Below are 12,413 nucleotides of genomic sequence, written 5' to 3'. Positions count from 1 at the left end.
ATGTCTGTTCTGCCCACCGTGATCTCCGCGGTCCACACCCCCCTCATCAACGCCTCCGCGCGGATCTCCGTCGCAGCAAGCTCCGCGGACACGCACGTGCTCGCCAGCGGCCTGATCCCGACGCTCAACAGCCAGGGCGACCAGATCCAGACCCTGATCAGCACCGTGGCGGGTCTGGCCGTCACGATCATGCTGCTCATGCGCTCGCACAAGGCGGGCTGGAGCTTCGCCGCCGTCCTCGGATCGATCGCGGTCGGCGCGTTCGTCCTGTTCGCCGTCCACGGCGGAATGTCCTGGGCAGCCGACCAGACCAACCAGCAGCTCACCGGCGGCAATAGCTGATGAGCACCGCGGACCAGGAGCACCGGACCGTCGTCCGGTTCTTCACCCGCGTCCGCCGAGTCCCGATCCTGCTCGGCAAGCTCAACGGTTGGAAGATCCCCGGCGGCCCCTACACGCTCACGCAGATGGGCATCGGCAGCGTCGTGCTCGTCGTGGGGTGGAACTCCAAGCCGCTCTGGGGTCCCCTCACCGGGTTGACGCCGCTCCTGCAGCTCGGATTCCTCCTCGCCTTCTCGGCCGGCGCTACATGGGCCGCCGGGAAGATCCCGCAGAGCAACCGGAAACTGCCCGACCTGGTGCAGGACGCGTACGGAGCGTTCACCGTGCCCGCATCTGGCCGGTACAAGGGCGCACTGATCCGGCTTCCCCGACCCCAACAAGTCGAGGGCGTCGTCCTCATGCAGTGGGACGACGAACCGGTCACGGCCGCCGCTCTGACCGCCCCCGCCGAGGCACCTGCTCGGACCGTCAGACAGCGCACGATCGCCCCGGCCCCGGCCGAAGTTCCTGCGCCGGAACCTGAGCAGCAGTTCCCCGACAACGTCATCCCGATCCGCCGCCGCCGCTACGCGACCGGCGTCGAGCGCCTGCTCGAGCAGGCCCGGAAGGAAACGCACTCATGACCACGAACCACACGACTCGGTCACAGACGCCGGACTCGCTCGGTGAGATCGGACTGGGAAAAGGCACCAGCGTGAAGGTCGTCTACCGGCACGCCCCCCGCGACCTTCCGCTGTTCACCGTTCAGCCGGCACCATGCGGCGGCTACGCGGCGCTGCGTGGCACGCCTCTCGACCTCAACCCCACACCCGTCTACGTCGACCTCGAAACAACCCAGAACGGGGAGGTGCGCTGATGGCGCTGCGCCTGCCCGCGGTCGCGATGACCCAGCACCTGATGTGGACCCGCTCGGGAACGGTGTGGGCGACCTGGCGGCTCAACGGGCTCCCCAAGGGCCTCGGCAACACCGAGACGTACCAGCTGTCCCGGCTGCGCCACCAGGATCTCTTCCAGTCGATCCTCGGTGAGTCACTGCTGCTCGGCTTCACCGCCGACCTCGACCCGGAGATCGTGGTCAACAGCATGCTCGCTGGCGTCGCGGTCGAGCAGCACCCGCTCTGGGCGCAGGAGGCACTCCTGACCCTGGACTACCTCGAGGAGCGCCCACTCGGCCGGCGCGAGTTCTGGCTCTGCGTCCCGCTCCGGTTCGCCGGCATCAAGCAGCGCAGCGCCCAGGCATGGCGCAGTTTTGAGACCAGCACCCGCGACACCCTGTCCATGCCGCAGCGACCGCCGTCGCCGGCGGAGATCGAGGCGGCCCTCCAGGCTGCCGGTCACATCGAAGAGCAGATCCCGGTGGCGTTCGAACCGCACCGAGCGAGCGTGGCGGAGCAGGTGTGGATCGCTGTGCACGCGCAGAGCCGAGGACTTGCGGTCGACCAGCCAGCTCCGGTCGCGTCCGGCCGGAGCCTCGGCGGCGTCGCCGAGCGCTACGGCAACGGCGCCGGCAGCGGCTTCGTCCCGCCGGCGGTGTTCCCGAACCCCATCCTCGACGAGGGCGGTCAGACCGAGCTGCCGAACAAGCTCGCGAAGTTCGACCCGCTCAAGCGCCGCTTCCTCAAGGTGCAGAACCCCCGCGAGGACACCACCTCGTACCAGGTGTTGATGGCACTGGCCGGCACCCCGAAGGGTGGCTGGGAAGTGCCCGCTGTCGACTACATCGGCCGCATCGACGAGCTCGGCGTCGACGCCGACTGGGCCATTCGACTCAACGTCGTCTCCGCAGGCACCGCGCTGCACCGCAACAAGCGCGCCGAAGCGAACCTCGACGACCAGATGGACCAGCAGGAGGGCACCGCGGCGATCACCGGTTCCGGTGGCGCACTCGACCTCATCGCGTCGGACCTGCAGGCGTACCACCAGGAGCTCAACCGGTCGGACAAGGAGGTCGAGGTGCAGGCTTCGATGATCCTCGCCGTCGGTGCGCCCACGCCGGAGGAAGCCCGCGACCGTGCCGAGTTCCTCCGCCGCGACTTCAAGCGGATCGACTTCATCTTCGACATCCCGCTCGGCGCGCAGGAGGCGCTCTGGTGGGGGATGCAGCCGGGTACCCCGACCACCCGGCAGGTCCGGGAGTTCACGGAGATCGCCCCTGGTGCGCACTTCGGCGCGCTCGCACCTTTGCTGTCGACCGACCTCGGTGACGACAAGGGCATCCTCATCGCCGAGAACATCACCGGCGGCATGGGCCGGCCGGTGCTCCTCGACCTGGAGGGGCAGATCCTCGCCGACTCGGCCGCGTCGATCGGCTGCGTCGGTGAGCCCGGCGCAGGAAAGAGCACGTTCATCAAGCTGGTCCTCGGCGCTACCCACGACCGGGGCGGCAAGATCCTCGCGATCGACCGCACCGAGGAACGGGAGTACGCGCTCTTCGCCGCGTCACTCGACCCCGAGCACACCGTCCTGGTCGACCTGACCGAACCGGAGGTGTCGCTCGACCCGCTGCGCCTGCTGGGCGTTCGCGAGGGCAGCGCCACCGTGCAGACGCTGCTCTCGGCACTGCTCGGCTACTCGGCACAGTCCGACGAGGGCGCCACGATCGCGTCCGTTCTCGACCCCGACTACGCCGAGAAGAACAACCTCACCTCGATGCGGCAGGTGCACGCGCACCTCGAGCTGCTCGGCAAGGACGACGAGAGCGCCCGCACCATCGCCAAGCGCATGAAGCTCTACGCCGGCAAGCAGATGGGCCGGGTCCTGTTCGACGACTCCATGCCGCCGCTGGATCTCGGCAAACGAGCCATCATGTTCCTCACCCACGGCGTCGCGCTGCCCACCGAGAGCGAACTCGCCAACAAGCACCTCTTCGACCGGGTGCCACTGGAGAAGCTGTTCGGCCGCGCCATGTACGCGATGATCACCTCCCTCAGCCGCCGGATCTGCTTCGCGAGCAAGACCGAGCTCACCCTCTTCGCAACGGACGAGGCACACCACATCACCAACTCGCCCGAGGGTGACCAGGAAATGGACCTCTGGTACCGAGAAGGCCGCCGCAACAAGGCTCCCGTGCTCGTCGCGAGCCAGGACGCCGTCTCGCTCGGCAGCGGCCGCGGCTTCATCAAGAACCGCTTCCAGTTCCGTCAGACCGACGAAGACCTCGCTCGAGCGAACCTGGAGTGGTTCCACAAAGCGATCGCTAGCGACCCCGAACTCGTCCGGATGGTCACCGAGGAGCTCTCCCCGCGCGACGCGTCCGGGAAGGTGCCCGACGACCGCAGAGGCGAGGCGCTCTACCGCGACACCCGCCCCCGCATGGGCAAGGTGCGGGTGATCCTGCCCCGCCGGCCCGAGCGCCGGACCGCGGTGCTCTCCACGCCCGAAGCGGCATCGCTGGAGCTGGCGGTGACGTCGTGATCGCCCACGCCGCTGCGGCCCACCGCACCCTCCGCTACGCCGCCCGTCAGACCTGGCGGTGGGTGCGCCGTCACCCGCGCTGGACCTCGTTCCTCATGCTGTTCGCCGTGTGGGCTGTCTCAGCAGCGATCGCCATGCCAGCTGCGTACGCCGACGGCGCATCCCAGAACGCCAGCAACACGCTGCCCTTCCTTCCGCCGCTCACCGCGAAGGACTCCAACGGCGTGCCCCTCGTGAACTACGCCGTCCTCCCGCTCAACCGAGGCGACGTCTGGCACCCGCAGCAGATCTGGATCTCCGGGCTGATCGACAGCGTCTGGAGCACGCACCTCACCACATTCCTGTGGGTGCTCTGGCTGCTGCAGTTCCTCCTCGCGTTCACGTGGATCGACTGGATCGCTACCCCCCTCAACGACATCGCCACAGTCCTGCACGCAACCCTCGGCGACCTCACCTGGCCCGCCCTCGCACTCTCCGCCGCAGGGCTCGTCGGCGGCATCCTCATCATGCGCGGGAAGGTCGCACAGGGCTCCGCTGACATCGCCGTCTCCGTGCTCTGCGCCGCGCTGGCCGTCGGCGTCCTCGCCAACCCAGTCGAGACCATCACCGGAGACCACGGCGCGCTCGCCTGGTCCGAGGCAAACGGCGCCAACCTCTCCGCCAGCGTGCTCTCACCGGACAACACCGCCCCAACCGGTGAGCCGGACAAGAAGCAGGCCGCGGACCTCGTCTCCGACTCCTTGTCAGGTGGCCTGATCGATGTGTTCGTGCGCGCCCCCGCGCAAGAGATTGCGTTCGGTCACGCGCTCAGCGGCGACTGCGACACCACCTTCACTCAACAGATGAAGAAGCAGAGTCCCTACGACACCTCGTCGACGAGCGTCCGCGACGCGGTCGGCAAGTGCGACGAGGCTGCGAAGGACTACGTCACCCATACCAGCATCGGCCAGGTGATCACTGCGGTCACGATCGCCTCCGGGTCCGGCGCGCTGTTCGGGCTCGCAGCGGGGCTAGCGTTCGCGTACCTCCTCAGCGTGATGTGGACGCTGTGGAAGGCCATCAAGACCGGCATCGCCGTCAACCTCGCGATCGCGCCGGGCACCGCCCGACAGATGTTGTGGCGGTCGTTCATCGGCATGTGGGTGGGAGCCCTTTTCGTCGGCGGCATCGCCGTGATTCTCGCCGGGTACCTCCGCATTCTCACCAGCGTCATGGGCTTTGCCTCCAAGGCAGGCCTGACGATCGTCGCGCAAACCGGAATCATCAACTTCGTCGTCATCGCCTTCGTCATCAGCCTTATCTGGTTCTTCGTCCACTCGCGGAAGACCGGCCACGAGCTCGCCGACCGGCTCGCCAAGCTCGGCCTCGGTGGCGAAGGCTCGCAGATGTCACCGCTCACCTCAGAGACCCTCCGCCAGGTGCCCCGCTACGCCTACGACGCCTGGAAACGTCGCTCCCCGAAGCCGAAGCCCGCCGTCGGACAGTCCCCGGAGCCCGAGCCGGTGGACGCCGGCCACCTCACGTCGACACCCAGCACCCGCCGACCCGATGGCCGACCCGGTGCCCGTCCCGCCGGAGCCCTCCCCGCCGTCGCCAAGGCCGCTCTGACCGTCGGGAAGGTTGCCGCAGCGGGAGCGTCCGGCGGCACCTCGGCAGTCGTCATGAAGACCGCCTCGCTCGCCGGCAAGAAGGTGCTGCAGCAGCACGCGCTCCCCGCCCTGAACCGCAACGTGCTCAACCGGAAGGTCGGCTCCGGCCCGACCCGTCCGTCCCTCCCGTCCGGCACCCCGGCTGGCAAGCCCACTGGAGTTGCCGGAGCGCCGGCCACCCCGTTCGGACGACGCATCGTCGTCGGTACCGACGGAACCGGCCGCGTCGAACCGCGCCGACCCAACAGCGCCGGCGTCTACCGCGTCACTCAGATGCCGAAGCCACCGCGTCGAGTCTCCCCGTCCCCGGTACGCGCCGCCCTTGAGCGGGCCGCCGCCCAGCAGGCAGGACCCACACCATGAGCAACAAGACGGTCATCGCGATCATCGCCGGTTGCGTCGTGGTAATCCTCATCCCGGTCGTTGGCATCGCCGGAGTGTTCCTGTCATCGATGCAGCTGCTCTCCGGCTCCCCGGCGGCGCTGAATTGCTCCCCACTCGGCGGGGGCGGGCGCACCGCATCCGGCACCACCGCCTCCGACACCACCGCCTCCGACACCACCACCGTCGACGCCGGCAACGGCAAGACGCTGAGCTTCACCCGCGAACAGCGAGCCAACGCTGGCACGATCATCGCCGTCGGCCGTGGCCTCAACGTGCCCTCCCGGGGTGTCCAGGTCGCTCTGATGACGGCGCTGCAGGAGTCCGGTCTGCGCAACCTCGACCATGGCGACCGGGACTCCGTCGGGATCTTCCAGCAGCGCGCCAACTGGGGCTCGCTCGAGGAGCGGCAGGACCCTACCTACGAAGCGAAGGCGTTCTACGGCGGCCCCCTCGGCCCCAACCGAGGCACCCCGAAGGGCCTGCTCGACGTCGCGAACTGGCAGGATCTCAGCCTCAACGACGCCGCCCAAGCGGTCCAGATCTCCGGGTTCCCGAAGGCGTACGCGAAGTGGGAGAGCTCGGCTGCGTCCCTCATGACCGAGCGAGGCGTCAACGTCACCGCCGACACCGCCTCCCAGACCATCAGCAACGGTGGCGGCTGTTCGAGCGGCGGCGGCAGCAACGGCGGCGGCAGCGGCGGGAAAGGCAGCGACACAGAGAACGCGTCCTGGTCCTCACCGAACGGCAAGACCGGCGCCGACATGGTCGCGTACGCCGAGCAGTACGTCGGCAAGGTGCCGTACTCAGGTGCATGCGGTTCCGCCGGCAGCCCCACGGCCGGCTGGTGCTGCACCGGATTCGTGTACTACATGTACCACCAGGTGCTCGACGTCGATCTCCCCAGCACCGTCGTTTCTGGCCAGCTCGCTCAGGCGCACCAGATCCCAGCATCGAAGGCGCAGGCCGGCGATCTGGTCGCGTGGGTCGGGCACCATATCGGGATCTACGACGGCAAAGGCGGACTCATCCACTCGCCCGACTGGGGCCGCAAGCTCACCCATGCGAAGAGCTACCAGTTCACCATCGGCGGCACCGGCCCCACCTTTTGGCGCGTCAACGCGATCGGCGACGGAACGTGGTGAGTGCAGGCCGCCGCCGCGGACGAAAGGGGCGCGGGAACCGGCTCACTCCTGGGCAACGCCGCCGGATGCGGAACAATAACCCCATGGCCCCGAACCACGACGCGCGCGCCGACGAGCGCACCGCCGCCGCGCGGGCCATCGGCTTCTCCGAGATGCGCGCACGCATCCTCGCGATCGCGTTCCGAGACGGCTTTTGCACCGCGGCTGGCCTGATGCGGGAACTCGGTATCAGCCGCAGCAACGTCAACGCGCACATTCGCCCGCTGGTCGAAGCGCACATCCTCGACCCGCGTCCGGACCCCGACTTTCAGCACGGTCCGAAGGGTGGGACCCCACCGCTGCGCTGGTACGTCAACGCATCGGCGTTCGACGCAGCACTCGATGAGTACCGCAGCCGCATCCGCGGAACCCACTGAAGCTCTCAGCACCCCGCCCCCTCCGGCTATTGCACATTTTGTTGCACGAGCTAGACTGACCGTTGCACCCAGCAATTTCGGGTGCCGTGGGGTACCTCGGGGGCGCGGTTCAGGCGGATTTGTCCCGGTTACACCTCCCGAATGCACCTCCTATAGGTAGAGGCAGTCGTCGGAAGGACAGACACGTGGTTACAGCGACCGGAACCGCCGGAGATCTCCCCGTTCGGGGTGAAGCCGGCGCAATCGCACCCGTGCGCACCCGCCGCTCATGGGTGTACGCGGCCGGCGCGGCCGCGCTCATCATCGTCGGCGGTGTCGCCAGCGTCTTCATCTACTCGACGTCCTCGCACACCCAGCAGGTGTTCGTCATCGCGAAGAGCATCGACCGCGGCGACACCATCACCAAGGACGACCTGACGACCATCGACGTCGCCGCGGGCCAGCGCACCGACGGCGTCGCAGCCGCGGACTCCAGCAGCCTCATCGGCAAGGTGGCCACCGTCGACCTGCCAAAGGGCAGTCTGCTCACCCGTTCCGCCGTCGCATCCGCGCTCCCGGTTCCTGACGGGCAGGCCCTCGTCGGGCTCTCCCTCAAGCCAGCACAGCTGCCGTCGCAGCAGCTGGTCGCCGGGGACCGCATAGAGATCGTCCCGATCGCCGCAACCGACGGGGCCGCCGCCGCGAGGAGCAACTCCGCGCCCGTCCAGGGCACCGTGTCTGCCTCACGTACGAGCCAGGCGTCTGGAACCACCGTCGTCGACGTCTACATCAACGCCCGGAACGCCGCCGACGTCACCAGCCGCGCCGCGGCCGGACAGGTCGCCGTCTATCTCGCCGCAGCGGAGGACTGACATGGCCGTCCACGCATTCGCCTCCCTCGCCGGTTCACCCGGCGTCACCACCGCAGCGTTCGCATTCGCGGTGCATTGGCCCCGCCCGGTCGTCGTCTTCGAAGCTGAAACCGCCAACGCGACCTCGGCGATGACGGGCTTCTTCCGCTCGAATCTGCACCCCAGCGCCGGCGGCCTCGACAAGGTCGCAGTCGCCTACTCCCGGAACGTGCTCACCTGGCAGGACCTCATCACTCCCGAGCGCGGCCTGTCGATCGCCGTCCACGACCTTCCCGCCCTGCCGCAACCGATCCCCACGCTGCCCAACGGGCATCGGATGTGGGTCGTCCCAGGCTTCCACAAGCTCAGCATCGTCGATGGTGTCCGCCGCATGTGGGCACGGTTCCCGAACCTCTTCCGCGCCATCAGCGAAGCCAATATCGACGTGATCGTGGACCTCGGCCGCATCGCACACGAGGACATCCGGCTGCCGCTGCTCGACGGCGCGGACCGCGTCACGATCTTCTCCGAGAGCACGATGGTCGACCTCAACCGCATCTACCGCCGAGCCGAGCTGCCGGACTTCGCCGAGCGCCTGCAGGGCGTGGGCCGCGCGGAGAAGTACCGACTCGTCCTGACCGAGTCCCGCTACGAAGCGATCCCCGCTGGCGACTTCGGTCGCAATGTCCTCCCGGTGCTCGCTGAGCTGCCCTGGGACCCTGACGGCGCCGCCGTGTTCTCGCTCGGCCGGCCTGATGCCAAGCCGCAGCGGAACGCCTACCGTCAGGCGGTCCGCCGCGCCGTCGCCGAACTCGACGCACAGACAACTGCAGATCTCGACCGGAAGGTGGTGGGCTGATGGCCGACGACAGCACCCCGCAGATCAGCATCAGCGAGCGGCCCTTCCTGGCCGACCTCGCTGCTGACACCAACCTCGCACCCGGCAGCCCTGACGAACCCACTACGGCCCGAGCCGACGGTCGCGCGCACCTATTCGCCGCCGCGAACGGTGCGCGCCTGCACCTGGTCGACCCCGTTCCAGCGTCTCCGGAACAGCCCGAACTCCCTGCCGAGACGACCGCTCCGGTGCCGCGCCGCGACCGCGCCCGCGTCGAGGTCGTCGAGGTCCACGACGAGCACCCCACCGACGTCGACTGGCGGCTCGTCGACGAGCACATCAAGGAGCTCAACCTCCTCGACTCGGTCACCCGATCCCGCGCCGAGTTCGACGTCGCGATCGCGTCCGCCGGCCCGGAGACGGAGTTCGAGGAAGACGCCCTCGCTGAGATGCGCCGCCGCACCGAGCGGCACCTGCAGTACGAAGTCATCAACCGCGGACCGGACCGTGGCTGGGACAGCGGCCGCATCGAACGGCACGTCCAGGCCATGTTCGACAGCGCGTTCCGGTACGGCCGGTTCCAGCAGTACCTGCGCGAGCCCGACGTTGAGGACATCACCGTCGTCGGCTACGACAACGTCATGGTCACCAAGACTGACGGCCGCCGTGAGCGCCGCCGGCCGATGGCGGAGAACAACGACGATCTGCTGCGCATGGTCGCGGATCTCGCCGCCGCCCGTGGACGCGTGTTCGCTCGCCCCAATGGGCACATCGACCTCGACATCGGCGGCGTCCGGTTCTCGGGGACCGGCCCGGCGATCACCACCGCCCCCGATCTGACCTTCCGCAAGCACAACCTCGTCGACATCGACCTGCCCGGCATGGTGCGGCTCGGGTCACTGCCCAAGCCCGGCGCCGGCATCCTCAGCGCAGCCGTCGCAGCGAACCAGTGCATCCTCGTCGCTGGGTACCCGGCAGCCGGCAAGACGACCTTCCTCCGCGCGCTGATGTCCGCCGTCGACCCCGACGAGAAGATCGCGACGATCGAGACCGAGCGCGAGCTCTACCTCGGCAAGAACCCCGAGCGGCACCGGCAGGTCACCGACCTGCAGTACCTGCCGTCCGCCGTGGGCACCGGCGACCTCGCCGTCCCCTACAGCCTTGAGGACGCGTTCCTCCAGGCGCTGCGCGTCTCCGCCCAGCGCATCCTCTTCGGCGAGATCCGTGGCCCAGAAGGGCCGGTCGCGATCAAGGCGATGCTCGCCGGCAAGGGCTCGCTCTCCACCATCCACGCCCGCAACGCCAACGACGCCCTTCACCGCTTCGCGGACGTGCTCATGAGCGAGCAGAGCCTCAGCAGCGACATCGTCCCGTTGCGACAGATCCTGCGCACGATCCAGATCGTCGTGTACCTCGACACCATCCCGAACGGCGACGGCACCCGCCGCCGCATCGTCTCCGAGATCGCCGAGGTCATCCCGCGTCCGGGGAGCGACGACGGCCAGACCCCGATCGCGTCCCCGCTGATCAAATGGAACTACGACCGGGAGACCTACGAGAAGCACCGCCCCTCGCCGGAGCTCGAGCAGACCTTCCGCCGCAACGGGCTCAACCCCGAGATTCTCTGGGAGGAATGATGGCGCTCCTCGCAGCACTCGCCGGCGCAGCGGTCGTCGCCGGCATCATCCTGCTCGTCCGCGCCTTCCAGCCCGCTCCGCCGAAGCCGGTCGCGAAGAAGCCGACCGGACCCACGCTCGCGCAGCGTTGGAAGGCGGTGTCGCGGCGAACCAAGAACCTCATCGTCGTCGGCCTGGTCGCTGGCGTCATCACGTCCGCGATCTCGGGGATCATCCTGCTGGTGGTCGTGGTCCCCGCCGCGGTCGTCGGTCTGCCGCTGCTCCTCGGTAAGCAGGACACCCGGGAACGGGATCTCCTCTCCGCGCTCGAATCGTGGACACGTTCGTTGGCCTCGACCGCTGAGACCGGTGAGTTCACGCTCCGCGAGGTCATCGACGTCACCCGCGCCTCCACGCCCGCCATCATCCGCGTCCCGGTCGACCGGCTCGCAGCACGCATGAACGGCTCTTGGTCCAGCTCGGCAGCACTGCGTGCGTTCGCCGACGAGCTCGACAGCCCCTGGGTCGACGAAGTCACCATCTACCTCATCCAGGCCGCCGAGTTCAGCTCCGGCGGTCTCGCGAAGGCGCTCGAGGGCGTCGCCGACAACCTCGCGGTGCAGACCACCATGCGAATCGAGATCTACAACGAACGTGACAAGCCCCGACGCACCATGCGCACGATGACACTCATCATCGGTGCTGTGCTCGTCGGCATCGTGCTGTTCTCCCACACCCAGCAGATCTCGATGTACCGGACGCCCCTGGGGCAGGTCATTTTGGCGATCATCCTGGCTGGGTTCGTTGCGTTGCTGGTCTGGGCCAAGTCCCTCACCCGCACCCGCCCGGAACCCCGCATCATCCTCACCGAATCGGAGGGGCGTCGATGAACCCCGCACTCCTCGCGTTCGTCCCCGGCGCGATCGTCGGGACCGGCCTCGCGATGGTGCTCCTCACCCGAGCGCCCCGAGTGATCCGCGTCGACGACGCCCTCGCCCGGCTCGGCGACGTCAACACCGTCCCAACCGGCGACCCGAAGAAGGCAGCCGCGTTTGAACGGGCCGGGGGCTGGCTCCACCAGCACCTCCCGAACGTGCCCGGGCTGACCGCGCCGACGAAGCAGCTCGACCTCCTCGACCGGTCCGTCGCCCGCTTCTACGGTGACAAGCTCCAGTTCGCCATCTTCGGATTCGTCGCACCCCTGGTGATCCCGCTGCTCTACCAGATCCTGTTCCACAGGTTCTTCGCGCTCCCGCTGCTGCTCTCACCCGTCACCGCAGCCGTCATGTGGACCTACCCGGACGCCGCCGTGCGAGCCCAAGCCCGAGCAGCACAGCGTGAGTTCACGAGGTTCGTCACCATCTACCTCGAGCTCGTGGCGGTCGCGCTCTTGGGCGAGGTCAACGCCGACAACGCGCTCAAGTCCGCCGCCAGCGTCTCGGACTCTTGGGTGTTCAAGCGCATTCGTCGGGAGTACCAGGTCGCCGAGCTCAGCCGAGTGTCGAAGTGGGACGCCCTGGCCCGACTCGGCAACGACGTCGACGTCCCCGCGCTGGTCGAGATGGCCCGCATGATGCGACTCGCCGAGGCGCGAGTCGGCCTGCGAAGCCAACTCCGCGCCGCCTGCAACAAGCTCCGGGCACAGGTCGCAGCCGACGACAAGGACGCCGCCGAGCGCGTCACCTCGAGCATGGGGTGGCCTGTCGCGGTGTCGCTGTTCCCCATCCTCCTGATCACGATGGCTCCCGCCGTCCTCCAGCTCATCACGACCACCTCCTGACC

Annotated in this window: 12 protein-coding genes; all 12 read left to right on the top strand. The window is 68.5% G+C overall.

The features are described from left to right. Positions 1–342, top strand: coding sequence for a hypothetical protein (locus tag KK097_RS15150; protein WP_128781735.1), 342 nt, complete (start codon positions 1–3; stop codon positions 340–342). Next, entirely contained in the window at positions 342–965 is a 624-nt protein-coding gene (locus tag KK097_RS15145) for a hypothetical protein (protein ID WP_214545322.1), read from the top strand. Before KK097_RS15150 ends, KK097_RS15145 begins: the two co-directional genes overlap by 1 nt. After that, positions 962–1,198, top strand: a complete 237-nt coding sequence (locus KK097_RS15140) for a hypothetical protein (RefSeq protein ID WP_128781733.1) — start codon at positions 962–964, stop codon at positions 1,196–1,198. The genes KK097_RS15145 and KK097_RS15140 overlap by 4 nt, the downstream gene beginning before the upstream one ends. Next, the gene (locus KK097_RS18215) at positions 1,198–3,756 is read left to right on the top strand and encodes an ATP-binding protein (RefSeq protein ID WP_232536691.1); all 2,559 of its coding nucleotides are present in this window, start codon (positions 1,198–1,200) and stop codon (positions 3,754–3,756) included. The genes KK097_RS15140 and KK097_RS18215 overlap by 1 nt, the downstream gene beginning before the upstream one ends. After that, positions 3,753–5,768, top strand: coding sequence for a hypothetical protein (locus KK097_RS15130; RefSeq protein ID WP_128781732.1), 2,016 nt, complete (start codon positions 3,753–3,755; stop codon positions 5,766–5,768). The genes KK097_RS18215 and KK097_RS15130 overlap by 4 nt, the downstream gene beginning before the upstream one ends. Then, entirely contained in the window at positions 5,765–6,931 is a 1,167-nt protein-coding gene (locus KK097_RS15125; protein ID WP_232536690.1) for a C40 family peptidase, read from the top strand. Before KK097_RS15130 ends, KK097_RS15125 begins: the two co-directional genes overlap by 4 nt. An 83-nt stretch (positions 6,932–7,014) precedes the next feature. Then, complete coding sequence (locus KK097_RS15120; protein WP_128781731.1) at positions 7,015–7,347, top strand: ArsR/SmtB family transcription factor; 333 nt, start codon at positions 7,015–7,017, stop codon at positions 7,345–7,347. Between the two features lie 251 nt (positions 7,348–7,598). Further along, a complete protein-coding gene (locus KK097_RS15115) occupies positions 7,599–8,198 on the top strand; it encodes an SAF domain-containing protein (RefSeq protein ID WP_163343943.1) in 600 nt (199 codons plus the stop codon). A gap of 1 nt (position 8,199) precedes the next feature. Then, positions 8,200–9,036 (top strand): hypothetical protein, encoded by an 837-nt coding sequence (locus KK097_RS15110; protein ID WP_128781729.1) that lies wholly within the window; start codon positions 8,200–8,202, stop codon positions 9,034–9,036. After that, the gene (locus KK097_RS15105) at positions 9,036–10,652 is read left to right on the top strand and encodes an ATPase, T2SS/T4P/T4SS family (protein WP_128781728.1); all 1,617 of its coding nucleotides are present in this window, start codon (positions 9,036–9,038) and stop codon (positions 10,650–10,652) included. Before KK097_RS15110 ends, KK097_RS15105 begins: the two co-directional genes overlap by 1 nt. Beyond that, positions 10,652–11,521 (top strand): type II secretion system F family protein, encoded by an 870-nt coding sequence (locus KK097_RS15100; protein ID WP_128781727.1) that lies wholly within the window; start codon positions 10,652–10,654, stop codon positions 11,519–11,521. The genes KK097_RS15105 and KK097_RS15100 overlap by 1 nt, the downstream gene beginning before the upstream one ends. Beyond that, positions 11,518–12,411: a hypothetical protein gene (locus tag KK097_RS15095; protein WP_128781726.1), complete on the top strand. Its 894-nt coding sequence runs from the start codon at positions 11,518–11,520 to the stop codon at positions 12,409–12,411. The genes KK097_RS15100 and KK097_RS15095 overlap by 4 nt, the downstream gene beginning before the upstream one ends. The last annotated feature ends 2 nt before the right edge of the window (positions 12,412–12,413 follow it).

The sequence above is a fragment of the Curtobacterium flaccumfaciens genome (assembly GCF_018598405.1).
GTDB classification, from domain to species: domain Bacteria; phylum Actinomycetota; class Actinomycetes; order Actinomycetales; family Microbacteriaceae; genus Curtobacterium; species Curtobacterium aurantiacum.
Note: the sequence above shows the minus strand (reverse complement) of the source record. Positions and strands in the feature narration are given on the sequence as shown.

Bases quoted from the DNA above. Each gene is read 5' to 3' on its own strand.
- KK097_RS15150 (WP_128781735.1), top strand. From the start codon at position 1: ATGTCTGTTCTGCCCACCGTGATCTCCGCGGTCCACACCCCCCTCATC.
- KK097_RS15145 (WP_214545322.1), top strand. From the start codon at position 342: ATGAGCACCGCGGACCAGGAGCACCGGACCGTCGTCCGGTTCTTCACC.
- KK097_RS15140 (WP_128781733.1), top strand. From the start codon at position 962: ATGACCACGAACCACACGACTCGGTCACAGACGCCGGACTCGCTCGGT.
- KK097_RS18215 (WP_232536691.1), top strand. From the start codon at position 1,198: ATGGCGCTGCGCCTGCCCGCGGTCGCGATGACCCAGCACCTGATGTGG.
- KK097_RS15125 (WP_232536690.1), top strand. From the start codon at position 5,765: ATGAGCAACAAGACGGTCATCGCGATCATCGCCGGTTGCGTCGTGGTA.
- KK097_RS15120 (WP_128781731.1), top strand. From the start codon at position 7,015: ATGGCCCCGAACCACGACGCGCGCGCCGACGAGCGCACCGCCGCCGCG.
- KK097_RS15110 (WP_128781729.1), top strand. From the start codon at position 8,200: ATGGCCGTCCACGCATTCGCCTCCCTCGCCGGTTCACCCGGCGTCACC.
- KK097_RS15105 (WP_128781728.1), top strand. From the start codon at position 9,036: ATGGCCGACGACAGCACCCCGCAGATCAGCATCAGCGAGCGGCCCTTC.
- KK097_RS15100 (WP_128781727.1), top strand. From the start codon at position 10,652: ATGGCGCTCCTCGCAGCACTCGCCGGCGCAGCGGTCGTCGCCGGCATC.
- KK097_RS15095 (WP_128781726.1), top strand. From the start codon at position 11,518: ATGAACCCCGCACTCCTCGCGTTCGTCCCCGGCGCGATCGTCGGGACC.